We start from the raw sequence: 23,173 nt of genomic DNA on the forward strand, positions 1-23,173 counted from the left end.
TGCTGCGTAACATCGTTGCTGCTCCATAACATCAAACATCGACCCACGGCGTAACGCGCTTGCTGCTTGGATGCCCGAGGCATAGACTGTACAAAAAAACAGTCATAACAAGCCATGAAAACCGCCACTGCGCCGTTACCACCGCTGCGTTCGGTCAAGGTTCTGGACCAGTTGCGTGAGCGCATACGCTACTTGCATTACAGCTTACGAACCGAACAGGCTTATGTCCACTGGGTTCGTGCCTTCATCCGTTTCCACGGTGTGCGTCACCCGGCAACCTTGGGCAGCAGCGAAGTCGAGGCATTTCTGTCCTGGCTGGCGAACGAGCGCAAGGTTTCGGTCTCCACGCATCGTCAGGCATTGGCGGCCTTGCTGTTCTTCTACGGCAAGGTGCTGTGCACGGATCTGCCCTGGCTTCAGGAGATCGGAAGACCTCGGCCGTCGCGGCGCTTGCCGGTGGTGCTGACCCCGGATGAAGTGGTTCGCATCCTCGGTTTTCTGGAAGGCGAGCATCGTTTGTTCGCCCAGCTTCTGTATGGAACGGGCATGCGGATCAGTGAGGGTTTGCAACTGCGGGTCAAGGATCTGGATTTCGATCACGGCACGATCATCGTGCGGGAGGGCAAGGGCTCCAAGGATCGGGCCTTGATGTTACCCGAGAGCTTGGCACCCAGCCTGCGCGAGCAGCTGTCGCGTGCACGGGCATGGTGGCTGAAGGACCAGGCCGAGGGCCGCAGCGGCGTTGCGCTTCCCGACGCCCTTGAGCGGAAGTATCCGCGCGCCGGGCATTCCTGGCCGTGGTTCTGGGTTTTTGCGCAGCACACGCATTCGACCGATCCACGGAGCGGTGTCGTGCGTCGCCATCACATGTATGACCAGACCTTTCAGCGCGCCTTCAAACGTGCCGTAGAACAAGCAGGCATCACGAAGCCCGCCACACCGCACACCCTCCGCCACTCGTTCGCGACGGCCTTGCTCCGCAGCGGTTACGACATTCGAACCGTGCAGGATCTGCTCGGCCATTCCGACGTCTCTACGACGATGATTTACACGCATGTGCTGAAAGTTGGCGGTGCCGGAGTGCGCTCACCGCTTGATGCGCTGCCGCCCCTCACTAGTGAGAGGTAGGGCAGCGCAAGTCAATCCTGGCGGATTCACTACCCCTGCGCGAAGGCCATCGGTGCCGCATCGAACGGCCGGTTGCGGAAAGTCCTCCCTGCGTCCGCTGATGGCCGGCAGCAGCCCGTCGTTGCCTGATGGATCCAACCCCTCCGCTGCTATAGTGCAGTCGGCTTCTGACGTTCAGTGCAGCCGTCTTCTGAAAACGACAATCTTTGCAACGCTCGTTATAACCTTCGTCGGGGCAAGGCAAGGTTATATCGACGCAGCGGAATACCCGGTTGACGGCACTATCGCGCTGATCGTGGCATTCATCTTCGTTGCGGCCGGGAGTCGAGTTGCGCGGGACTTACTCCCAACACCGAAGGACTCTCAATAACGGTCGTTTGCGAGAATCCAAACGCCATGTAGAAATGTCATTTTCAGAAGACGACTGCACCAGTTGATTGGGCGTAATGGCTGTTGTGCAGCCAGCTCCTGACAGTTCAATATCAGAAGTGATCTGCACCAATCTCGACTATGCTCAATACTCGTGTGCACCAAAGCGAGGTGAGCATGGCGACGGAGGCTCTGTTGCAAAGATTGGCGGCAGTCAGAGGTAGGCTGTCGCTCTGCGCCGATCAGGCGGCTGCTGCGAAATGGTGGTTGAGCATGCCCATGGCCTCCGTCAGCGCCGAGGGCCCAATGCCAAAAGCTCTCTCCACAAGGCGCACCTCGCCCCTGATGCCGGGCTGCAGGCACCAGGGGCGAGCCTGTCCTTTGCGCAGGGCTCGCATGACTTCGAATCCCTTGATCGTGGCATAGGCCGTGGGGATCGATTTGAAACCGCGCACCGGCTTGATCAGTATCTTGAGCTTTCCGTGATCGGCCTCGATCACGTTATTGAGATACTTCACCTGCCGGTGGGCCGTCTCCCGGTCCAGCTTTCCTTCGCGCTTCAATTCGGTGATCGCTGCACCATAGCTCGGCGCTTTGTCGGTATTGAGCGTGGCAGGCTTTTCCCGGTGCTTCAGGCCTCGCAGGGCCTTGCCCAGGAACCGCTTCGCTGCCTTGGCGCTGCGGGTCGGCGACAGGTAGAAATCGATCGTGTCGCCCCGCTTGTCGACTGCCCGGTACAGGTAGGTCCACTTGCCCCGCACCTTGACGTAGGTTTCATCCAGGCGCCAGCTCGGATCAAAGCCACGCCGCCAGAACCAGCGCAGCCGCTTCTCCATCTCCGGGGCGTAGCACTGGACCCAGCGATAGATCGTCGTATGGTCGACCGAAATGCCGCGTTCCGCCAGCATTTCCTCAAGGTCGCGATAGCTGATCGGATAGCGACAATACCAGCGCACCGCCCACAGGATCACATCACCCTGGAAATGGCGCCACTTGAAATCCGTCATCGTTCCGTCCGTCCAATCTCCGCCAAGCATGCTCAAGCTTCACGATTTTTGCAACAGAGCCCACACGAGTATTGAGCATAGTCGAGATTGGTGCAGATCACTTCTGATATTGAACTGTCAGGAGCTGGCTGCACAACAGCCATTACGCCCAATCAACTGGTGCAGTCGTCTTCTGAAAATGACATTTGGTATCTCTCATAAACGGATGTTTTTGAGAGAACTATCTTCGGCCTTCACACGCACGAAAGGCGGCGAAGCTCCGCCGTTAATCCGTCCGCCGGAGATCTCGCCCAGGCAGGCTGAAGGCCGAGCAAGCCTGACAGGCCCGAAAAGCCCGGCACGGGCGTCGGCGGCGATGACGGCGGCGGCATTATCCAGGGTTGATGATGGAAGTGGAGGATATCGACAACCTCTCGCGCAACCAAGACATCGCGGTCGGACTGCAAGTGATCTTGAAGCCACGGGCCCGTCCCACCCCGACATGGACCTCGATGCCCGAACGGACGTTAGATTTCGAGTTCTAGGCGTTCTGCGATGAAGGTTGGATCCCAGCCGGGATTGAAAGTGTCGACGTGGGTGAATCCGAGCCGCTCGTATAGGCCACGCAGGTTCGGGTGGCAGTCGAGCCGCAGCTTGGCGCACCCCTGCGTTCGCGCGGCATGGCGGCAAGCCTCGATCAGCGCGGAGCTGACACCCCGGCCCGCATGTGTCCGTCGCACCGCGAGCTTGTGCAGATATGCGGCCTCCCCCTTGAGGGCGTCGGGCCAGAACTCGGGATCCTCGGCCGACAAGGTGCAACAGCCGACGATGCCGTCGCTGCAACTCGCGACTAGGAGCTCGGATCTCAGGACGAAGGTCTCCGCGAATGTCCGGTCGATCCGCGCGACGTCCCAGGCGGGCGTTCCCTTGGCGGACATCCACGCCGCAGCGTCGTGCATCAGCCGCACAACCTCGTCGATATCACCCGAGCAGGCGACCCGAACGTTCGGAGGCTCCTCGCTGTCCATTCGCTCCCCTGGCGCGGTATGAACCGCCGCCTCATAGTGCAGTTTGATCCTGACGAGCCCAGCATGTCTGCGCCCACCTTCGCGGAACCTGACCAGGGTCCGCTAGCGGGCGGCCGGAAGGTGAATGCTAGGCATGATCTAACCCTCGGTCTCTGGCGTCGCGACTGCGAAATTTCGCGAGGGTTTCCGAGAAGGTGATTGCGCTTCGCAGATCTCCAGGCGCGTGGGTGCGGACGTAGTCAGCGCCATTGCCGATCGCGTGAAGTTCCGCCGCAAGGCTCGCTGGACCCAGATCCTTTACAGGAAGGCCAACGGTGGCGCCCAAGAAGGATTTCCGCGACACCGAGACCAATAGCGGAAGCCCCAACGCCGACTTCAGCTTTTGAAGGTTCGACAGCACGTGCAGCGATGTTTCCGGTGCGGGGCTCAAGAAAAATCCCATCCCCGGATCGAGGATGAGCCGGTCGGCAGCGACCCCGCTCCGTCGCAAGGCGGAAACCCGCGCCTCGAAGAACCGCACAATCTCGTCGAGCGCGTCTTCGGGTCGAAGGTGACCGGTGCGGGTGGCGATGCCATCCCGCTGCGCTGAGTGCATAACCACCAGCCTGCAGTCCGCCTCAGCAATATCGGGATAGAGCGCAGGGTCAGGAAATCCTTGGATATCGTTCAGGTAGCCCACGCCGCGCTTGAGCGCATAGCGCTGGGTTTCCGGTTGGAAGCTGTCGATTGAAACACGGTGCATCTGATCGGACAGGGCGTCTAAGAGCGGCGCAATACGTCTGATCTCATCGGCCGGCGATACAGGCCTCGCGTCCGGATGGCTGGCGGCCGGTCCGACATCCACGACGTCTGATCCGACTCGCAGCATTTCGATCGCCGCGGTGACAGCGCCGGCGGGGTCTAGCCGCCGGCTCTCATCGAAGAAGGAGTCCTCGGTGAGATTCAGAATGCCGAACACCGTCACCCAACTTTGTTTTAGGGCGACTGCCCTGCTGCGTAACATCGTTGCTGCTCCATAACATCAAACATCGACCCACGGCGTAACGCGCTTGCTGCTTGGATGCCCGAGGCATAGACTGTACAAAAAAACAGTCATAACAAGCCATGAAAACCGCCACTGCGCCGTTACCACCGCTGCGTTCGGTCAAGGTTCTGGACCAGTTGCGTGAGCGCATACGCTACTTGCATTACAGCTTACGAACCGAACAGGCTTATGTCCACTGGGTTCGTGCCTTCATCCGTTTCCACGGTGTGCGTCACCCGGCAACCTTGGGCAGCAGCGAAGTCGAGGCATTTCTGTCCTGGCTGGCGAACGAGCGCAAGGTTTCGGTCTCCACGCATCGTCAGGCATTGGCGGCCTTGCTGTTCTTCTACGGCAAGGTGCTGTGCACGGATCTGCCCTGGCTTCAGGAGATCGGAAGACCTCGGCCGTCGCGGCGCTTGCCGGTGGTGCTGACCCCGGATGAAGTGGTTCGCATCCTCGGTTTTCTGGAAGGCGAGCATCGTTTGTTCGCCCAGCTTCTGTATGGAACGGGCATGCGGATCAGTGAGGGTTTGCAACTGCGGGTCAAGGATCTGGATTTCGATCACGGCACGATCATCGTGCGGGAGGGCAAGGGCTCCAAGGATCGGGCCTTGATGTTACCCGAGAGCTTGGCACCCAGCCTGCGCGAGCAGCTGTCGCGTGCACGGGCATGGTGGCTGAAGGACCAGGCCGAGGGCCGCAGCGGCGTTGCGCTTCCCGACGCCCTTGAGCGGAAGTATCCGCGCGCCGGGCATTCCTGGCCGTGGTTCTGGGTTTTTGCGCAGCACACGCATTCGACCGATCCACGGAGCGGTGTCGTGCGTCGCCATCACATGTATGACCAGACCTTTCAGCGCGCCTTCAAACGTGCCGTAGAACAAGCAGGCATCACGAAGCCCGCCACACCGCACACCCTCCGCCACTCGTTCGCGACGGCCTTGCTCCGCAGCGGTTACGACATTCGAACCGTGCAGGATCTGCTCGGCCATTCCGACGTCTCTACGACGATGATTTACACGCATGTGCTGAAAGTTGGCGGTGCCGGAGTGCGCTCACCGCTTGATGCGCTGCCGCCCCTCACTAGTGAGAGGTAGGGCAGCGCAAGTCAATCCTGGCGGATTCACTACCCCTGCGCGAAGGCCATCGGTGCCGCATCGAACGGCCGGTTGCGGAAAGTCCTCCCTGCGTCCGCTGATGGCCGGCAGCAGCCCGTCGTTGCCTGATGGATCCAACCCCTCCGCTGCTATAGTGCAGTCGGCTTCTGACGTTCAGTGCAGCCGTCTTCTGAAAACGACAAATCGGCTGGTTAACCTACCTGCGCTACGGTTCAAATAACTGGTACGCTTAATCAAAGTTCAACTATTACTAACGTAGTCGAGTAAACGGTACTTTTGATGAAGATCGGTTATGCGCGGGTGAGCACTCGGGATCAGAACGCCGACCTCCAGGTCGATGCCCTGAAACAGGCCGGGTGCGAACGCATCTATCAAGACATCGCCAGCGGCGCGAAAAGCGCCCGGCCGGAGTTGGACAAGTTGCTAGCCCATGTTCGAGCGGGCGACACCGTGGTGATCTGGAAGCTGGATCGCCTCGGGCGCTCCCTCAAACACCTGGTCGAGCTGGTCGGCGAGCTGGCAGAGCGCAAGGTCGGCTTGCAGAGCCTGAATGACCCAATCGACACCACCCACGCCCAAGGTCGCTTGGTGTTCAACCTGTTTGCCTCGCTGGCCGAGTTCGAGCGCGAGCTGATCCGCGAGCGGACTCAGGCGGGTTTGTCGGCCGCGCGGGCGCGGGGCCGGATCGGTGGCCGTCCCAAGGGCCTCCCAGCCAAGGCCGAGGCCACCTCCATGGCGGCCGAGACGCTGTACCGCGAGGGCCGCCTGAGCGTCAGCGCCATCGGCGAGAAGTTACACATCTCCAAGAGCACGCTGTACAGCTACCTGCGCCATCGTGGTGTTGAGATCGGCGCACACCAGAAGAGCGCCCAGCCGCGAGGTCAGCAACGCAATGTCGCGTCGCCGGCAGAGCCCGCCGCCGAGCAGGTGGCCACCGTCACGCTGCGCCTGGCGGTGGTGAACAACAGCAAGTTCGTTCGCGGCCGGAAACGGGCCAAGGAAAATATCGAGCGCTACTGCTTGGAGCCCTACAGTATGAAACGGCTGGAGTCGGGCAACTACGAACTGGCCATTCCGTATCGGAGCGACGATGAGCTGGACAAGACCGTGCATGACTTGCTGACCGAGATCAGCCAGGAAGCCGACATGCGCAACTGCTTTATCGAAGCCGATGCCTGGGAAGAAGGCTCTGAACGGCGCTGGTAGGGCTTAAGTGCACTTTCTGTTCCATTGCTCCCCAAACCCCAATATCGCTGGCCAAAGCCTTAGCGTAGGATTCCGCCCCTTCCCGCAAACGACCCCACGAGGCCGGCGCGCGGACCCGCGCCACGGCCCACGAGCGGACGCCGCAGCAGGAGCGCCAGAAGGCCGCCAGAGAGGCCGAGCGCGGCCGTGAGGCTTGGACGCTAGGGCAGGGCATGAAAAAGCCCGTAGCGGGCTGCTACGGGCGTCTGACGCGGTGGAAAGGGGGAGGGGATGTTGTCTACATGGCTCTGCTGTAGTGAGTGGGTTGCGCTCCGGCAGCGGTCCTGATCAATCGTCACCCTTTCTCGGTCCTTCAACGTTCCTGACAACGAGCCTCCTTTTCGCCAATCCATCGACAATCACCGCGAGTCCCTGCTCGAACGCTGCGTCCGGACCGGCTTCGTCGAAGGCGTCTATCGCGGCCCGCAACAGCGGCGAGAGCGGAGCCTGTTCAACGGTGCCGCCGCGCTCGCCGGCATCGCTGTCGCCGGCCTGCTCCTCAAGCACGGCCCCAACAGTGAAGTAGCTGATTGTCATCAGCGCATTGACGGCGTCCCCGGCCGAAAAACCCGCCTCGCAGAGGAAGCGAAGCTGCGCGTCGGCCGTTTCCATCTGCGGTGCGCCCGGTCGCGTGCCGGCATGGATGCGCGCGCCATCGCGGTAGGCGAGCAGCGCCTGCCTGAAGCTGCGGGCATTCCCGATCAGAAATGAGCGCCAGTCGTCGTCGGCTCTCGGCACCGAATGCGTATGATTCTCCGCCAGCATGGCTTCGGCCAGTGCGTCGAGCAGCGCCCGCTTGTTCCTGAAGTGCCAGTAAAGCGCCGGCTGCTGAACCCCCAACCGTTCCGCCAGTTTGCGTGTCGTCAGACCGTCTACGCCGACCTCGTTCAACAGGTCCAGGGCGGCACGGATCACTGTATTCGGCTGCAACTTTGTCATGCTTGACACTTTATCACTGATAAACATAATATGTCCACCAACTTATCAGTGATAAAGAATCCGCGCGTTCAATCGGACCAGCGGAGGCTGGTCCGGAGGCCAGACGTGAAACCCAACAGACCCCTGATCGTAATTCTGAGCACTGTCGCGCTCGACGCTGTCGGCATCGGCCTGATTATGCCGGTGCTGCCGGGCCTCCTGCGCGATCTGGTTCACTCGAACGACGTCACCGCCCACTATGGCATTCTGCTGGCGCTGTATGCGTTGGTGCAATTTGCCTGCGCACCTGTGCTGGGCGCGCTGTCGGATCGTTTCGGGCGGCGGCCAATCTTGCTCGTCTCGCTGGCCGGCGCCACTGTCGACTACGCCATCATGGCGACAGCGCCTTTCCTTTGGGTTCTCTATATCGGGCGGATCGTGGCCGGCATCACCGGGGCGACTGGGGCGGTAGCCGGCGCTTATATTGCCGATATCACTGATGGCGATGAGCGCGCGCGGCACTTCGGCTTCATGAGCGCCTGTTTCGGGTTCGGGATGGTCGCGGGACCTGTGCTCGGTGGGCTGATGGGCGGTTTCTCCCCCCACGCTCCGTTCTTCGCCGCGGCAGCCTTGAACGGCCTCAATTTCCTGACGGGCTGTTTCCTTTTGCCGGAGTCGCACAAAGGCGAACGCCGGCCGTTACGCCGGGAGGCTCTCAACCCGCTCGCTTCGTTCCGGTGGGCCCGGGGCATGACCGTCGTCGCCGCCCTGATGGCGGTCTTCTTCATCATGCAACTTGTCGGACAGGTGCCGGCCGCGCTTTGGGTCATTTTCGGCGAGGATCGCTTTCACTGGGACGCGACCACGATCGGCATTTCGCTTGCCGCATTTGGCATTCTGCATTCACTCGCCCAGGCAATGATCACCGGCCCTGTAGCCGCCCGGCTCGGCGAAAGGCGGGCACTCATGCTCGGAATGATTGCCGACGGCACAGGCTACATCCTGCTTGCCTTCGCGACACGGGGATGGATGGCGTTCCCGATCATGGTCCTGCTTGCTTCGGGTGGCATCGGAATGCCGGCGCTGCAAACAATGTTGTCCAGGCAGGTGGATGAGGAACGTCAGGGGCAGCTGCAAGGCTCACTGGCGGCGCTCACCAGCCTGACCTCGATCGTCGGACCCCTCCTCTTCACGGCGATCTATGCGGCTTCTATAACAACGTGGAACGGGTGGGCATGGATTGCAGGCGCTGCCCTCTACTTGCTCTGCCTGCCGGCGCTGCGTCGCGGGCTTTGGAGCGGCGCAGGGCAACGAGCCGATCGCTGATCGTGGAAACGATAGGCCTATGCCATGCGGGTCAAGGCGACTTCCGGCAAGCTATACGCGCCCTAGGAGTGCGGTTGGAACGTTGGCCCAGCCAGATACTCCCGATCACGAGCAGGACGCCGATGATTTGAAGCGCACTCAGCGTCTGATCCAAGAACAACCATCCTAGCAACACGGCGGTCCCCGGGCTGAGAAAGCCCAGTAAGGAAACAACTGTAGGTTCGAGTCGCGAGATCCCCCGGAACCAAAGGAAGTAGGTTAAACCCGCTCCGATCAGGCCGAGCCACGCCAGGCCGAGAACATTGGTTCCTGTAGGCATCGGGATTGGCGGATCAAACACTAAAGCTACTGGAACGAGCAGAAGTCCTCCGGCCGCCAGTTGCCAGGCGGTAAAGGTGAGCAGAGGCACGGGAGGTTGCCACTTGCGGGTCAGCACGGTTCCGAACGCCATGGAAACCGCCCCCGCCAGGCCCGCTGCGACGCCGACAGGATCTAGCGCTGCGTTTGGTGTCAACACCAACAGCGCCACGCCCGCAGTTCCGCAAATAGCCCCCAGGACCGCCATCAATCGTATCGGGCTACCTAGCAGAGCGGCAGAGATGAACACGACCATCAGCGGCTGCACAGCGCCTACCGTCGCCGCGACCCCGCCCGGCAGGCGGTAGACCGAAATAAACAACAAGCTCCAGAATAGCGAAATATTAAGTGCGCCGAGGATGAAGATGCGCATCCACCAGATTCCCGTTGGAATCTGTCGGACGATCATCACGAGCAATAAACCCGCCGGCAACGCCCGCAGCATCGCGACCGTCATCGGTGAGAAGTTCGGCAGGTATTGGGTGGTGACAATGTAGGTGCTGCCCCAAATGGCAGGTGCTATCGCTGTGAACAATAAATCGGGCGTGCGTAATGACATGCGATTACAAGACCTCCGCTACGGCGATGGGTTTTTGAGAGTTGCAGGCGCCGCGATGACCGCACCCTGACTTGGACTGGCCCTGCCTCGCACCAATCCACCTGCGGCTATGGCCGCGATCATGCGAGGCCCGAAAATTACACGACCTGTACACGTCCGCCGAACCCGGAACGCAACAGAGCTTCGTGGGCATCCCGATCCGGGTCGTAGCAGCAGTCCTGGCCGCCACATGAGGCATGTTCCGCGTCCTTGCAATACTGTGTTTACATACAGTCTATCGCTTAGCGGAAAGTTCTTTTACCCTCAGCCGAAATGCCTGCCGTTGCTAGACATTGCCAGCCAGTGCCCGTCACTCCCGTACTAACTGTCACGAACCCCTGCAATAACTGTCACGCGGGGTGTGGACGACGACCAGCGCCGGTTCTTCGTCCGCTTCGGTGTGAGCAAGGCCAACTATGGCGCACCGTTCGCTGATCGGTGGTTCAGGCGGCATGACGGCGGGGTGCTCAAGCCCGCCGTGCTGGAGAGGCAGCGCAAGAGCAAGGGGTGCCCCGTGGTGAAGCCTAAGAACAAGCACAGCCTCAGCCACGTCCGGCACGACCCGGCGCACTGTCTGGCCCCCGGCCTGTTCCGTGCCCTCAAGCGGGGCGAGCGCAAGCGCAGCAAGCTGGACGTGACGTATGACTACGGCGACGGCAAGCGGATCGAGTTCAGCGGCCCGGAGCCGCTGGGCGCTGATGATCTGCGCATCCTGCAAGGGCTGGTGGCCATGGCTGGGCCTAATGGCCTAGTGCTTGGCCCGGAACCCAAGACCGAAGGCGGACGGCAGCTCCGGCTGTTCCTGGAACCCAAGTGGGAGGCCGTCACCGCTGATGCCATGGTGGTCAAAGGTAGCTATCGGGCGCTGGCAAAGGAAATCGGGGCAGAGGTCGATAGTGGTGGGGCGCTCAAGCACATACAGGACTGCATCGAGCGCCTTTGGAAGGTATCCATCATCGCCCAGAATGGCCGCAAGCGGCAGGGGTTTCGGCTGCTGTCGGAGTACGCCAGCGACGAGGCGGACGGGCGCCTGTACGTGGCCCTGAACCCCTTGATCGCGCAGGCCGTCATGGGTGGCGGCCAGCATGTGCGCATCAGCATGGACGAGGTGCGGGCGCTGGACAGCGAAACCGCCCGCCTGCTGCACCAGCGGCTGTGTGGCTGGATCGACCCCGGCAAAACCGGCAAGGCTTCCATAGATACCTTGTGCGGCTATGTCTGGCCGTCAGAGGCCAGTGGTTCGACCATGCGCAAGCGCCGCCAGCGGGTGCGCGAGGCGTTGCCGGAGCTGGTCGCGCTGGGCTGGACGGTAACCGAGTTCGCGGCGGGCAAGTACGACATCACCCGGCCCAAGGCGGCAGGCTGACCCCCCCCACTCTATTGTAAACAAGACATTTTTATCTTTTATATTCAATGGCTTATTTTCCTGCTAATTGGTAATACCATGAAAAATACCATGCTCAGAAAAGGCTTAACAATATTTTGAAAAATTGCCTACTGAGCGCTGCCGCACAGCTCCATAGGCCGCTTTCCTGGCTTTGCTTCCAGATGTATGCTCTTCTGCTCCTGCAGCTAATGGATCACCGCAAACAGGTTACTCGCCTGGGGATTCCCTTTCGACCCGAGCATCCGTATGAGACTCATGCTCGATTATTATTATTATAGAAGCCCCCATGAATAAATCGCTCATCATTTTCGGCATCGTCAACATAACCTCGGACAGTTTCTCCGATGGAGGCCGGTATCTGGCGCCAGACGCAGCCATTGCGCAGGCGCGTAAGCTGATGGCCGAGGGGGCAGATGTGATCGACCTCGGTCCGGCATCCAGCAACCCCGACGCCGCGCCTGTTTCGTCCGACACAGAAATCGAGCGTATCGCGCCGGTGCTGGACGCGCTCAAGGCAGATGGCATTCCCGTCTCGCTCGACAGTTATCAACCCGCGACGCAAGCCTATGCCTTGTCGCGTGGTGTGGCCTATCTCAATGATATTCGCGGTTTTCCAGACGCTGCGTTCTATCCGCAATTGGCGAAATCATCTGCCAAACTCGTCGTTATGCATTCGGTGCAAGACGGGCAGGCAGATCGGCGCGAGGCACCCGCTGGCGACATCATGGATCACATTGCGGCGTTCTTTGACGCGCGCATCGCGGCGCTGACGGGTGCCGGTATCAAACGCAACCGCCTTGTCCTTGATCCCGGCATGGGGTTTTTTCTGGGGGCTGCTCCCGAAACCTCGCTCTCGGTGCTGGCGCGGTTCGATGAATTGCGGCTGCGCTTCGATTTGCCGGTGCTTCTGTCTGTTTCGCGCAAATCCTTTCTGCGCGCGCTCACAGGCCGTGGTCCGGGGGATGTCGGGGCCGCGACACTCGCTGCAGAGCTTGCCGCCGCCGCAGGTGGAGCTGACTTCATCCGCACACACGAGCCGCGCCCCTTGCGCGACGGGCTGGCGGTATTGGCGGCGCTAAAAGAAACCGCAAGAATTCGTTAACTGCACATTCGGGATATTTCTCTATATTCGCGCTTCATCAGAAAACTGAAGGAACCTCCATTGAATCGAACTAATATTTTTTTTGGTGAATCGCATTCTGACTGGTTGCCTGTCAGAGGCGGAGAATCTGGTGATTTTGTTTTTCGACGTGGTGACGGGCATGCCTTGCGAAAATCGCACCTGCTTCCCGCCGCGGTGAGCTCGCTGGAGAGCGTGACCGCCTCATTTGGCTCAAAGGTCGAGGTGTGGCTTGCCCCGAGGTCTGGGGTCGTTTGCGGGAAGGGGCGGAATCCTACGCTAAGGCTTTGGCCAGCGATATTCTCCGGTGAGATTGATGTGTTCCCAGGGGATAGGAGAAGTCGCTTGATATCTAGTATGACGTCTGTCGCACCTGCTTGATCGCGGCCGCGATAGCTAGATCGCGTTGCTCCTCTTCTCCATCCGCGTTCCAAGCTGCGGAAAGGCACCCATAAGCGTACGCCTGGTCGAGCAGGCGACGCGGATCGACGTCCAGCGCACGAGAGAATGCGTCCGCCATCTGTGCAATGCGTCTAGGATCGAGACAAAGGTCGTCTCTGTCAGCCGGATCGTAGAACATATTGGCGGCGCCAAAGCCCACTTCACCGACCAGACCGACGGGATCTATCACCAGCCAGCCGCGACTGGAGAACATGATGTTTTCATGATGCAGATCGCCATGTAGCCCACGCAGTTCCGAGGCATTGCTCATCATTTGATCGGCTATAATCGCCGCGTGGACGTAGTCAGTTTGACAACCTGCGTTTTGATCATCGCGCGCCCGCTGAAACAAAGCTGCAAAGCGATCCCGGATCGGGAGAAGGGCAGAAGGCAGGGGTTCCTCAGATGCGGCATACAGCTTCGCCATTAGTTCCGCTGCAATTTCGGTCGCCTGGTAGTCGCCGTGCTCGGCAACGATGTGAGAGAGCATTCGCTCCCCGGCATATTCGAGCAACATCAGATTGTTCTCACGACCGAGCAACCGGACTGCTCCCCTCCCATTGCGCCATACCAGATAGTCGGCCCCGCGCAGTTCATCAGCAATGTCTTCTATAGGTTTCAATCCCTTGACGATTGCAGGAGTCCCGTCTGGCAATGAAACTTTCCAAACGAGGCTGGAAAAGGTGTCCGCAATGAGAACAGGTTGCGAAACGTGCCAATGAGCAGGAAAAACAGGCGGCATGAACATCAACCCCAAGTCAGAGGGTCCAATCGCAGATAGAAGGCAAGGCGTTCGCGGTCGGGGGCTTCGATCCCCAATACATTGAATAGGACAGCGAAGGCGCGCTCTGCTTCATCTGGCGCTGCCCAGTTCTCTTCGGCGTTAGCAATCATGAGTGCCAAATCGGCATAGCGATCTGCTGTTCCGAGCCGCCCAAGGTCGATCAGACCCGTGCATTGAAGAGTTTTAGGGTCCACCATGAAGTTCGGCATGCAGGGATCACCATGGCAAACAACCATATCGGTGCGCTCTTGGTCGAGCCGCACCGGTAGCTCTCGTTCGACACGAGCCAAAAGATCGAGCTGCGGCGTACTCTTGTCCTCGTCCGGTAAGAAGTCGGGATTGACGGCATTGCGGGACACCACATCAACGGCGCGTCCGAACATTCGCGACAGCCTGCGCTCAAACGGACATTGATCAACCGATAGGCTGTGAACAGCGCCAAGTTGCTGCCCCATTGACGGCCACGCTTTGAGCAAATCCGCTCCAGACAGATCAGCCGCCGGTACTCCCGGAATTGCCGTTATCACCAAGCATGCACCCTCCTGTTCCTCCTGCCAGTTGATCACCTCGGGGCAAGCCACACCTCGACCTTTGAGCCAAATGAGGCGGTCACGCTCTCCAGCGAGCTCACCGCGGCGGGAAGCAGGTGCGATTTTCGCGAAGGCATGCCCGTCACCACGTCGAAAAACAAAATCACCAGATTCTCCGCCTCTGACAGGCAACCAGTCAGAATGCGATTCACCAAAAAAAATATTAGTTCGATTCAATGGAGGTTCCTTCAGTTTTCTGATGAAGCGCGGAGGTGGCTCAACCTGCGAAAAGAAACGAGTTGCTACGTAAGTCCGAGAACATGCTTTCCATGGTCTCTGAGCTCGCCTTTGGGACCGACATATCGGTAGAGAGTGACGCGCTCGATGCCGAGTTCCTTGCAGAGATCGGAAACTGAAGTATCGCGCTGGGCCATGGCGGCTTGCGCGAGACGCACCTGAGCTTTGGTGAGCGCGAATTTTCGTCCGCCCTTGCGACCGCGCGCTCTCGCGGAGGCGAGACCCGCCATGGTGCGCTCTCGGATCAGATCCCGCTCGAACTCGGCCAAGGTGGCGAAGATTCCGAACACCATGCGACCGGACGCAGTCGTGGTGTCGATCTGAGCGGGCACTGTTGCAAAGTTAGCGATGAGGCAGCCTTTTGTCTTATTCAAAGGCCTTACATTTCAAAAACTCTGCTTACCAGGCGCATTTCGCCCAGGGGATCACCATAATAAAATGCTGAGGCCTGGCCTTTGCGTAGTGCACGCATCACCTCAATACCTTTGATGGTGGCGTAAGCCGTCTTCATGGATTTAAATCCCAGCGTGGCGCCGATTATCCGTTTCAGTTTGCCATGATCGCATTCAATCACGTTGTTCCGGTACTTAATCTGTCGGTGTTCAACGTCAGACGGGCACCGGCCTTCGCGTTTGAGCAGAGCAAGCGCGCGACCATAGGCGGGCGCTTTATCCGTGTTGATGAATCGCGGGATCTGCCACTTCTTCACGTTGTTGAGGATTTTACCCAGAAACCGGTATGCAGCTTTGCTGTTACGACGGGAGGAGAGATAAAAATCGACAGTGCGGCCCCGGCTGTCGACGGCCCGGTACAGATACGCCCAGCGGCCATTGACCTTCACGTAGGTTTCATCCATGTGCCACGGGCAAAGATCGGAAGGGTTACGCCAGTACCAGCGCAGCCGTTTTTCCATTTCAGGCGCATAACGCTGAACCCAGCGGTAAATCGTGGAGTGATCGACATTCACTCCGCGTTCAGCCAGCATCTCCTGCAGCTCACGGTAACTGATGCCGTATTTGCAGTACCAGCGTACGGCCCACAGAATGATGTCACGCTGAAAATGCCGGCCTTTGAATGGGTTCATGTGCAGCTCCATCAGCAAAAGGGGATGATAAGTTTATCACCACCGACTATTTGCAACAGTGCCCCGTCCGGATACTGCCAGATATCGGCGTCCAGGGAGATGTCCTGAAGCGCGGTGTCCGGAATTTCAGGTTTGTGTCTCTACAAAGACTAACTATCAGAAAAACTCATCGAGCATCAAATGAAACTGCAATTTATTCATATCAGGATTATCAATACCATATTTTTGAAAAAGCCGTTTCTGTAATGAAGGAGAAAACTCACCGAGGCAGTTCCATAGGATGGCAAGATCCTGGTATCGGTCTGCGATTCCGACTCGTCCAACATCAATACAACCTATTAATTTCCCCTCGTCAAAAATAAGGTTATCAAGTGAGAAATCACCATGAGTGACGACTGAATCCGGTGAGAATGGCAAAAGCTTATGCATTTCTTTCCAGACTTGTTCAACAGGCCAGCCATTACGCTCGTCATCAAAATCACTAGCATCAACCAAACCGTTATTCATTCGTGATTGCGCCTGAGCGAGACGAAATACGCGATCGCTGTTAAAAGGACAATTACAAACAGGAATCGAATGCAACCGGCGCAGGAACACTGCCAGCGCATCAACAATATTTTCACCTGAATCAGGATATTCTTCTAATACCTGGAATGCTGTTTTCCCGGGGATCGCAGTGGTGAGTAACCATGCATCATCAGGAGTACGGATAAAATGCTTGATGGTCGGAAGAGGCATAAATGCCGTCAGCCAGTTTAGTCTGACCATCTCATCTGTAACATCATTGGCAACGCTACCTTTGCCATGTTTCAGAAACAACTCTGGCGCATTGGGCTTCCCATACAATCGATAGATTGTCGCACCTGATTGCCCGACATTATCGCGAGCCCATCTATACCCATATAAATCAGCATCCAGGTTGGAATTTAATCGCGGCCTCGAGCAAGACGTTTCCCGTTGAATATGGCTCATAACACCCCTTGTATTACTGTTTATGTAAGCAGACAGTTTTATTGTTCATGATGATATATTTTTATCTTGTGCAATATAACATGGGTTGGCACTGTTGCAAATAGTCGGTGGTGATAAACTTATCATCCCCTTTTGCTGATGGAGCTGCACATGAACCCATTCAAAGGCCGGCATTTTCAGCGTGACATCATTCTGTGGGCCGTACGCTGGTACTGCAAATACGGCATCAGTTACCGTGAGCTGCAGGAGATGCTGGCTGAACGCGGAGTGAATGTCGATCACTCCACGATTTACCGCTGGGTTCAGCGTTATGCGCCTGAAATGGGGTTGTAAGCCGGAAACCCAGAAATTTCCGTCAGCCGATCAACATGGCTTGTCTCGCGCTTGGTCGATGAGTTCCTGCATCGCCCGCATGACTTCTTCGTGGGTGTACGACTTGGCGTTGGGGTCGTCGGCCTCTCGGAGAGCTTCCTCGACCTCGCGGGTCATCCGCGCATATTCTTCCGGCCACAGCGCTTGCTCCATGCGCAGCGACGCCTGCCCAAGCAGGTGCAGCAGGCCGAACAGCCGCATGTCATTGGTGGCGACGACGTGCTCTCGAATCCGCTCCTGGATCACCTCGCAGGCCCGATGCGCCTCTGGCGTCGCCGTGCCCTCGTAGCCGGCTGGGAGTTCTGCTTCTTCAGCGATTCGCGCCCAAGCGATAGCCGGTGGACAGGTTCATTTGCTCATCCACTTGCGCAGCAGACGCTTTTTCAGGGAGGCGCGCTCTTGCGGATTGCGTCCCTTGTGGTTGGCAATGCGATCCGCCGTGGCGGCCTGGCGCTTGATGGGCCAGTAGGAGCGGCCATCCTTACCCATCGACCAGACGTTGCTGACCTGGTTTTCCAGTAGAGGCAGATGGGCGCATAGAGCTTCCGGCGACGCGCTGGCCAGCGCGGTGCGCTCGTGAGTTCGCCAGCGCTGATGCCAGAGTTTCTTGTCCTCGCGCTCGCTACGGCAGGTCGTGTGCCCAACGATGGGCGTTTTGCGGCGGCTGCGGCTCATGATGTGGTTGTCTCCAAGAACATTCAGGACAGGCTTTCTGGGTAGAGCGCCGTCAACCGGGACAGGGTTTCTTGCACTTGTTCCAGCGAGGTCATCAGATGATCAACCTGATCCTGAAGATCCACGGCGAGATCAAATAGCTCAGCCACTCGGCTGCGTGATCCCTCGTTGAACGCGGCCATTGCCAGTTGATGCAGCTTCAACAGGTCGGTGCGCAGTTGCGGAGGTGCGCCGTCTGCGCTGTCATTCAAATCGCCGCGCAGCACGTCCACGGCATCGACTGCACGCAGCAGTGCCGTGGTATCGAAATTCTCGGGAGTCAGTTCGTCCCATTCGTCGTCGGTGATGCGGGCTGCCATCAGGAGGGCTCCGATTAAGCGGTTGCGAGCGTTAGATGCCCGATCGGCTCGGCTGCTGGCCGTACCTTGATTTCGATGTCGTAGCCGAGGCGATTCAGACAATCCATCAGCTTGCGTTCGGATAGATTGGTGAAGTCGCCGCGCATCATGCCCGACACCTTCGGTTGCGGGATGCCCATGCGTTTGGCCGCCGCTTGTTGAGTCAGCCCAAGGGCGCGCATGGCCCTCCTGATCTCGACCACCAGGCCGGTCTTGATCTTGAGCTTTTCAGCGTCAGGCAGTCCAAGGTCGGCAAAGACGTTGCCCGAGCTGCGCTGAACCTCGACGCCTTCAATGATTCGTTTTTGCATTTCGTAGCTCCTGTGCCAATACCTCGGCCACCTTCAGCCGAGCGCGGATGATGTCCATGTCGGCCTTTGGCGTGGCGATTCCGCTCTTGCTCTTCTTCTGGAAGCAGTGCAGGACGAACACCGCTTCCGCAAACTTGACCGTGTATACCGCTCGATAGGTGCCGCCGGCATCGTCTTCGACGACCTCCAGCACGCCGGCACCACCGAACCCCTTGAGCACCTTTGCTGCGTCATCCTGATCGCCTATCTGCGCCAACGAGAGCGCGTAACCGAAACGGCGACGCACGTCGGACGGCAACGCCATCAAATCCTTGTGGCTGCTCGCGATCCATTCGAGCGGTTTTTCTTTGTTTGTCATGACGGAATTTTATACCTGTTCAGGTAATGATGTAAACGCGGCAACCTCAAGGAGGTGTCGTAAAACATTTGTTTTGCGACAGGCTGTCAGCCGCCGCTGTGCTACCTGTGCAACACCCCCTCAAAAATGTACGGAAAACTCTATCGCTATTCACTATTATGCGGAAACCTGTTTTTGATGGTTATCCGCCTATGTTGGTTGGCTACATGCGCGTGTCGTCGGACTCCGACCGCCAGAGCACGGACTTGCAGCGCGACGCGCTGCTCGCCGCCGGCGTCGATCCGCGTCACCTGTTTGAGGATCGTGCCTCTGGCGCGAAGGATGACCGTGCCGGCTTGGCGCGGGCGCTTGAGTTCGTTCGAGCCGGCGATGTGCTGGTGGTGTGGAAACTCGACCGGCTCGGTCGCTCGCTGTCGCACCTGCTCGCCATTGTGACTTCGCTCAAGGACAAGCGGGTGGCGTTCCGCTCGCTGACAGAGAACCTGGACACTACGACGCCCTCGGGCGAATTCCTGTTCCAGGTGTTCGGTGCGCTCGCGCAGTACGAGCGCGCCTTGATTCAGGAGCGCGTCGTCGCGGGCTTGGCCGCCGCACGCAAACGCGGCCGGATCGGCGGCCGGCCGCAGGCGATCACTGGTGAGAAGCTGGACGCCATCGTCGCCGCGCTCGATGGCGGCATGTCTAAGGCGGCGGTGTGCCGCAACTTCAATGTCAAGCGCACTACGTTGATCGAAACATTGACGCGAGCAGGTTGGCGTGGTGCGGGAAGGACGGTCGATGAGCAACAAGAATAAGCTACTCACCGTCTTTTCTGACGCAGAGCAGGAAGCCTTGTACGGCCTACCGGACTTCGACGATGCTCAGCGGCTGGAATACCTGGCGTTGACCGAATCTGAACTGGCGTTCGCCAGCAGCCGGCCTAGCCTGCAGGCCCAAGTCTATTGCGTCTTGCAGATCGGCTACTTCAAGGCCAAGCATGCTTTCTTCCGCTTCGATTGGCATGAGGTCGAGGACGATTGCGCCTTCGTGCTGAGTCGCTATTTCCACGGCGAAGCGTTCGAACGCAAGGCGATCACCAAGCATGAGCACTACAGCCAGAGGGGTCAGATCGCCGAACTGTTCGGCTACCGGTCGTGGGCGGCTAGCTTCCTGCCGCAACTGGCACAGCAGGCTGAACAGATCGTGCGGCGCGACGTAATGCCAGGATTCGTGGCCGCCGAACTGATCGTTTGGCTCAGCGAGCACAAAATCATCCGGCCCGGCCACACCACCTTACAAGAGCTGGTCAGTGAAGCCCTGTCCACCGAACGCAGGCGCTTGGGCGGCTTGCTGGCAGAAGTGTTGGACGAATCGGCCAAAGCTGCGCTGGGCCAGCTCCTGGTGCGTGACGACACCCTGTCTCAACTGGCAGCGCTCAAGCAGGACGCTAAAGATTTCGGCTGGCGTCAGATGGCAGGGGAGCGCGAGAAGCGCGCCACGCTGAAGTCCTTGCACGGGATCGCCAAGGCGCTGCTGCCCAAGCTCGGCATCTCGCAGCAGAACCTGCTGTACTACGCGAGCCTGGCGAACTTCTATACCGTCCATGACCTGCGCCACCTGAAGGCGGAGCAGACCCGGCTCTACCTGCTGTGCTATGCCTGGGTACGTTACCGGCAGCTCACCGACAACCTGGTCGACGCGATGGCCTTCCACATGAAAAAACTTGAGGACGAGAGCCGCACGGGTGCGAAACAGTCCTTTGTCGCCGAACAGCTGCGACGCCATCAGGAAACGCCGCAGGTTGGCCGCCTGCTGTCGCTGTACGTGGACGACAGCGTGGCCGATCCGACGCCGTTCGGCGAGGTGCGCCAACGCGCCTACAAAATCATGTCCAGGGAATTGCTGCAAAACACGGCGCAGCGCATGAGCGTCAAGCCACTGAACAAACTGGCGCTGCACTGGCAGGCGGTGGACGGCCTGGCCGAACGCATTCGACGCCATCTACGGCCGCTGTACGTCGCGCTCGACTTCGCCGGCACGGCCCCCGATAACCCATGGCTCGCGGCGCTGACTTGGGCCAAGAGCGTGTTCGCCAAGCAGCAGCGCCTATCACAACGGCCACTCGACGAATGTCCGGCGGCAACGCTGCCGAAACGCTTGCGTCCGTACCTGCTGATGTTCGATGCCGAAGGCACGCCGACAGGCCTGCATGCCGATCGTTACGAATTCTGGCTTTACCGTCAGGTCAGGAAACGCTTCCAGGCGGGCGAGCTCTACATTGACGACAGCTTGCAGCACCGGCATTTGTCCGACGAGTTGGTTTCGATGGACGAGAAAGCCGCCGTGCTCGCGCAGATGGACATCCCCTTCCTGCGGCAGCCGGTCAGTGCCCAGCTCGATGCACTGGCGGCCGAGTTGCGTGCGCAATGGGTGGCGTTCAATCGCGAGCTGAAACAGGGCAAGCTGACGCACCTGGAATACGACAAGGACACGCAGAGACTGACCTGGCGCAAGCCCAAGGGGGAGAACCAGAAGGCGCGCGAGCAAGCTCTCTACGAGCAACTGCCATACTGCGATGTCGCCGACGTGTTTCGCTTCGTCAACGGCCAGTGCCAGTTCCTGTCGGCGCTGACACCATTGCAGCCACGCTATGCGAAGAAGGTAGCCGACGCCGACAGTCTGATGGCGGTGATCATTGCCCAAGCCATGAACCACGGCAACCAGGTTATGGCACGTACCAGCGACATCCCGTACCACGTCCTGGAGAGTACCTACCAGCAGTACCTGCGCCAGGCGACGCTACATGTGGCCAACGATTGCATCAGCAACGCCATCGCCGCACTGCCGATCTTCCCGCATTACTCGTTCGACCTCGATTCGTTGTACGGTGCCGTTGATGGGCAGAAATTCGGCGTCGAGCGACCAACTGTGAAGGCGCGCTACTCGCGCAAATATTTCGGCCGCGGCAAGGGCGTCGTCGCCTACACGCTGCTGTGCAATCACGTGCCGTTGAACGGCTACCTGATAGGCGCACACGAGTACGAGGCTCACCACGTGTTCGACATCTGGTACCGCAACACGTCGGACATCGTGCCGAGCGCGATCACCGGCGACATGCACAGCATCAACAAGGCCAACTTCGCCATCCTGCACTGGTTCGGACTTCGTTTCGAGCCGCGCTTCACCGACCTCGACGACCAGTTGCAGGAGCTGTATTGCGCCGATGATCTGGCATTGTACGAGAAATGCCTGATCCGGCCGGCTGGCCAGATCGACCGGCAACTCATCGTCGGTGAGAAGGCGAACATCGACCGAATCGTCGCCACACTGGGCCTGAAGGAAATGACGCAGGGCACGCTGATCCGCAAGCTGTGCACCTATACGGCGCCGAACCCGACGCGGCGCGCAATCTTCGAGTTCGACAAGCTCATCCGCAGTATCTACACACTGCGCTACCTGCGCGACCCGCAACTGGAGCGTAATGTTCACCGCTCGCAGAACCGCATTGAGTCCTATCACCAGCTACGCTCGACCATCGCCCAAGTCGGTGGGAAGAAGGAATTGACCGGCCGCACCGACATCGAAATCGAGATCAGCAACCAGTGCGCCAGGCTGATCGGCAACGCGATCATCTTCTACAACTCGGCGATCCTGTCCCTGCTGCTGACGAAGTACGAGGCAGCTGGCAATGCCAAGGCGCTGGCGTTGATCACGCAGATGTCGCCAGCGGCCTGGCGGCACATCCTGCTGAACGGGCATTACACCTTCCAGACTGACGGCAAGTTCATCGACCTGGATGCGCTCGTGGCGGGACTGGAGCTGGGCTGACGGAAATTTCTGGGATTCCGGCGTACAACCCCTGGAAGCGAAGGCAAACCGCCCTGCCCCAGCTCCTGCCCGTGGCTGCCTGCTGGGCGGTCAGATCTACTCACCAGGCGCAGTAGTCGCGGGTCGGATTTGCGAAGACACACGCGGTATTCGCATCAGCGATCAACCACCAGTGTACGGCTGGGGCCTGCACACCAACCCACGGCGATAAGCCTCCACAGAAGCCCGCGCAAGCGGGCTTTTTCTTGCCCATGCGAAACCTTGGCCACGGCTTTCCTACTGCGCACCTGGCCCGCCAGGCGCTGCGCGCTCCGCTTGCCCTCCGGCCTGTCGGCCTGCGCGGCGGCCTGCTGGCCACCTTGCCGCCCCTGCGCGTCCTGGGTGTGCTCATCACCCTCCGGCTGGCCGCTATCAGCCCTATTCGCCTACCCTCCGCTGGGCCTATGCCGTCAAGGGGCTTTCGCGGCATATGCTCACTCCCTCCGGTCGCTCCGCTATTCCACGGTCCCCATGACGGCGGCCCAGCTCCGGGTAGTCGGGGCT

22 protein-coding genes and 7 pseudogenes are annotated in these 23,173 nt (G+C 59.3%); 12 read left to right on the plus strand and 17 right to left on the minus strand.

The features are described 5' to 3' along the window. Nucleotides 1-114 precede the first annotated feature (114 nt). Nucleotides 115-1,128, plus strand: a complete 1,014-nt coding sequence (gene intI1 / locus JET17_RS26645; RefSeq protein WP_000845048.1) for a class 1 integron integrase IntI1 — start codon at nucleotides 115-117, stop codon at nucleotides 1,126-1,128. 403 nt (nucleotides 1,129-1,531) lie between these two features. Then, nucleotides 1,532-1,600, plus strand: a pseudogene (locus tag JET17_RS27465) (hypothetical protein); the annotation flags it as partial. Between the two features lie 139 nt (nucleotides 1,601-1,739). On the opposite strand, the gene JET17_RS26650 reads toward JET17_RS27465, so the two are convergent. From JET17_RS26650 to sul1, 4 genes and pseudogenes are all read right to left on the minus strand, one after another. After that, entirely contained in the window at nucleotides 1,740-2,504 is a 765-nt protein-coding gene (locus JET17_RS26650) for an IS6-like element IS6100 family transposase (RefSeq protein WP_043936525.1), read from the minus strand. Nucleotides 2,505-2,621: 117 nt separating this feature from the next. After that, nucleotides 2,622-2,690 (minus strand): annotated as a pseudogene (locus tag JET17_RS27470) (hypothetical protein); the annotation flags it as partial. 320 nt (nucleotides 2,691-3,010) lie between these two features. Further along, nucleotides 3,011-3,511 (minus strand): GNAT family N-acetyltransferase, encoded by a 501-nt coding sequence (locus JET17_RS26655; protein ID WP_000376623.1) that lies wholly within the window; start codon nucleotides 3,509-3,511, stop codon nucleotides 3,011-3,013. A gap of 127 nt (nucleotides 3,512-3,638) precedes the next feature. Further along, nucleotides 3,639-4,514 (minus strand): sulfonamide-resistant dihydropteroate synthase Sul1, encoded by an 876-nt coding sequence (gene sul1, locus JET17_RS26660; RefSeq protein ID WP_015272384.1) that lies wholly within the window; start codon nucleotides 4,512-4,514, stop codon nucleotides 3,639-3,641. Nucleotides 4,515-4,615: 101 nt separating this feature from the next. Here sul1 and intI1 (JET17_RS26665) point away from each other — a divergent pair, with 101 nt between their 5' ends. From intI1 (JET17_RS26665) to JET17_RS26675, 3 genes and pseudogenes are all read left to right on the plus strand, one after another. After that, complete coding sequence (gene intI1, locus JET17_RS26665; protein WP_000845048.1) at nucleotides 4,616-5,629, plus strand: class 1 integron integrase IntI1; 1,014 nt, start codon at nucleotides 4,616-4,618, stop codon at nucleotides 5,627-5,629. A gap of 300 nt (nucleotides 5,630-5,929) precedes the next feature. Next, nucleotides 5,930-6,856 carry a recombinase family protein gene (locus JET17_RS26670; RefSeq protein ID WP_004574516.1) on the plus strand — a complete coding sequence of 309 codons (927 nt, stop codon included), beginning with the start codon at nucleotides 5,930-5,932 and terminating at the stop codon, nucleotides 6,854-6,856. Between the two features lie 86 nt (nucleotides 6,857-6,942). Beyond that, nucleotides 6,943-7,152: pseudogene (locus JET17_RS26675) on the plus strand (relaxase); the annotation flags it as partial. A gap of 31 nt (nucleotides 7,153-7,183) precedes the next feature. On the opposite strand, the gene tetR(A) reads toward JET17_RS26675, so the two are convergent. Next, nucleotides 7,184-7,834, minus strand: coding sequence for a tetracycline resistance transcriptional repressor TetR(A) (gene tetR(A) / locus JET17_RS26680; RefSeq protein WP_000164043.1), 651 nt, complete (start codon nucleotides 7,832-7,834; stop codon nucleotides 7,184-7,186). Between the two features lie 105 nt (nucleotides 7,835-7,939). Here tetR(A) and tet(A) point away from each other — a divergent pair, with 105 nt between their 5' ends. Further along, nucleotides 7,940-9,139, plus strand: a complete 1,200-nt coding sequence (gene tet(A), locus JET17_RS26685; protein WP_001973670.1) for a tetracycline efflux MFS transporter Tet(A) — start codon at nucleotides 7,940-7,942, stop codon at nucleotides 9,137-9,139. Between the two features lie 31 nt (nucleotides 9,140-9,170). Here the strand turns inward: tet(A) and JET17_RS26690 are convergent, their stop codons facing one another. Both JET17_RS26690 and JET17_RS27610 read right to left on the minus strand, forming a co-directional pair. Next, nucleotides 9,171-10,055: a DMT family transporter gene (locus JET17_RS26690; RefSeq protein WP_000058717.1), complete on the minus strand. Its 885-nt coding sequence runs from the start codon at nucleotides 10,053-10,055 to the stop codon at nucleotides 9,171-9,173. Nucleotides 10,056-10,192: 137 nt separating this feature from the next. Then, nucleotides 10,193-10,279, minus strand: a pseudogene (locus tag JET17_RS27610) (cysteine hydrolase); the annotation flags it as partial. Nucleotides 10,280-10,608: 329 nt separating this feature from the next. Between JET17_RS27610 and repC the strand changes: the two are divergent. From repC to JET17_RS26705, 3 genes and pseudogenes are all read left to right on the plus strand, one after another. Continuing rightward, nucleotides 10,609-11,460 carry a replication protein C, IncQ-type gene (gene repC / locus JET17_RS26695; protein WP_000240536.1) on the plus strand — a complete coding sequence of 284 codons (852 nt, stop codon included), beginning with the start codon at nucleotides 10,609-10,611 and terminating at the stop codon, nucleotides 11,458-11,460. Nucleotides 11,461-11,767: 307 nt separating this feature from the next. Next, on the plus strand, nucleotides 11,768-12,583 hold the full coding sequence (gene sul2 / locus JET17_RS26700) for a sulfonamide-resistant dihydropteroate synthase Sul2 (RefSeq protein ID WP_001043265.1): 816 nt from the start codon (nucleotides 11,768-11,770) through the stop codon (nucleotides 12,581-12,583). A gap of 60 nt (nucleotides 12,584-12,643) precedes the next feature. Then, nucleotides 12,644-12,870, plus strand: a pseudogene (locus JET17_RS26705) (APH(3'') family aminoglycoside O-phosphotransferase); the annotation flags it as partial. 83 nt (nucleotides 12,871-12,953) lie between these two features. On the opposite strand, the gene JET17_RS26710 reads toward JET17_RS26705, so the two are convergent. The 5 genes and pseudogenes from JET17_RS26710 to JET17_RS26730 all read right to left on the minus strand — a co-directional run bounded on the left by JET17_RS26710 (nucleotide 12,954) and on the right by JET17_RS26730 (nucleotide 16,709). Then, nucleotides 12,954-13,790, minus strand: a complete 837-nt coding sequence (locus tag JET17_RS26710; RefSeq protein WP_000480968.1) for an aminoglycoside O-phosphotransferase APH(6)-Id — start codon at nucleotides 13,788-13,790, stop codon at nucleotides 12,954-12,956. Next, nucleotides 13,790-14,593, minus strand: coding sequence for an aminoglycoside O-phosphotransferase APH(3'')-Ib (aph(3'')-Ib, locus tag JET17_RS26715; protein ID WP_001082319.1), 804 nt, complete (start codon nucleotides 14,591-14,593; stop codon nucleotides 13,790-13,792). The genes JET17_RS26710 and aph(3'')-Ib overlap by 1 nt, the downstream gene beginning before the upstream one ends. A gap of 65 nt (nucleotides 14,594-14,658) precedes the next feature. Next, nucleotides 14,659-14,979, minus strand: a pseudogene (locus tag JET17_RS26720) (recombinase family protein); the annotation flags it as partial. Between the two features lie 53 nt (nucleotides 14,980-15,032). Further along, on the minus strand, nucleotides 15,033-15,737 hold the full coding sequence (locus JET17_RS26725; RefSeq protein WP_001067855.1) for an IS6-like element IS26 family transposase: 705 nt from the start codon (nucleotides 15,735-15,737) through the stop codon (nucleotides 15,033-15,035). A 156-nt stretch (nucleotides 15,738-15,893) separates the two neighbouring features. Continuing rightward, nucleotides 15,894-16,709 carry an aminoglycoside O-phosphotransferase APH(3')-Ia gene (locus JET17_RS26730; protein WP_000018326.1) on the minus strand — a complete coding sequence of 272 codons (816 nt, stop codon included), beginning with the start codon at nucleotides 16,707-16,709 and terminating at the stop codon, nucleotides 15,894-15,896. 150 nt (nucleotides 16,710-16,859) lie between these two features. On the opposite strand from JET17_RS26730, the pseudogene JET17_RS26735 reads away from it, so the two are divergent. Continuing rightward, a pseudogene (locus tag JET17_RS26735) lies at nucleotides 16,860-17,033 on the plus strand (IS6 family transposase); the annotation flags it as partial. Between the two features lie 39 nt (nucleotides 17,034-17,072). Here the strand turns inward: JET17_RS26735 and JET17_RS26740 are convergent. Genes JET17_RS26740 through JET17_RS26760 form a run of 5 tightly spaced genes read right to left on the minus strand, consistent with a single transcriptional unit; the run spans nucleotide 17,073 to nucleotide 18,823 of the window. Next, nucleotides 17,073-17,414: a hypothetical protein gene (locus JET17_RS26740; RefSeq protein WP_025999701.1), complete on the minus strand. Its 342-nt coding sequence runs from the start codon at nucleotides 17,412-17,414 to the stop codon at nucleotides 17,073-17,075. Nucleotides 17,415-17,429: 15 nt separating this feature from the next. After that, the gene (locus JET17_RS26745; protein WP_000091614.1) at nucleotides 17,430-17,756 is read right to left on the minus strand and encodes a hypothetical protein; all 327 of its coding nucleotides are present in this window, start codon (nucleotides 17,754-17,756) and stop codon (nucleotides 17,430-17,432) included. 23 nt (nucleotides 17,757-17,779) lie between these two features. Further along, the gene (locus JET17_RS26750; protein ID WP_000741275.1) at nucleotides 17,780-18,115 is read right to left on the minus strand and encodes a hypothetical protein; all 336 of its coding nucleotides are present in this window, start codon (nucleotides 18,113-18,115) and stop codon (nucleotides 17,780-17,782) included. A 14-nt stretch (nucleotides 18,116-18,129) separates the two neighbouring features. Next, the gene (locus JET17_RS26755; protein ID WP_001172026.1) at nucleotides 18,130-18,465 is read right to left on the minus strand and encodes a helix-turn-helix domain-containing protein; all 336 of its coding nucleotides are present in this window, start codon (nucleotides 18,463-18,465) and stop codon (nucleotides 18,130-18,132) included. Next, complete coding sequence (locus JET17_RS26760; protein ID WP_003151133.1) at nucleotides 18,446-18,823, minus strand: type II toxin-antitoxin system RelE/ParE family toxin; 378 nt, start codon at nucleotides 18,821-18,823, stop codon at nucleotides 18,446-18,448. Before JET17_RS26760 ends, JET17_RS26755 begins: the two co-directional genes overlap by 20 nt. A gap of 191 nt (nucleotides 18,824-19,014) precedes the next feature. Between JET17_RS26760 and JET17_RS26765 the strand changes: the two genes are divergently transcribed. Both JET17_RS26765 and JET17_RS26770 read left to right on the plus strand, forming a co-directional pair. Then, complete coding sequence (locus JET17_RS26765) at nucleotides 19,015-19,617, plus strand: recombinase family protein (RefSeq protein ID WP_010465829.1); 603 nt, start codon at nucleotides 19,015-19,017, stop codon at nucleotides 19,615-19,617. Beyond that, nucleotides 19,601-22,630, plus strand: a complete 3,030-nt coding sequence (locus JET17_RS26770; protein ID WP_010799689.1) for a Tn3 family transposase — start codon at nucleotides 19,601-19,603, stop codon at nucleotides 22,628-22,630. Before JET17_RS26765 ends, JET17_RS26770 begins: the two co-directional genes overlap by 17 nt. The last annotated feature ends 543 nt before the right edge of the window (nucleotides 22,631-23,173 follow it).

The sequence above is a fragment of the Pseudomonas putida genome (assembly GCF_016406145.1).
In the GTDB taxonomy this organism is placed as follows: Bacteria; Pseudomonadota; Gammaproteobacteria; order Pseudomonadales; family Pseudomonadaceae; genus Aquipseudomonas; species Aquipseudomonas putida_E.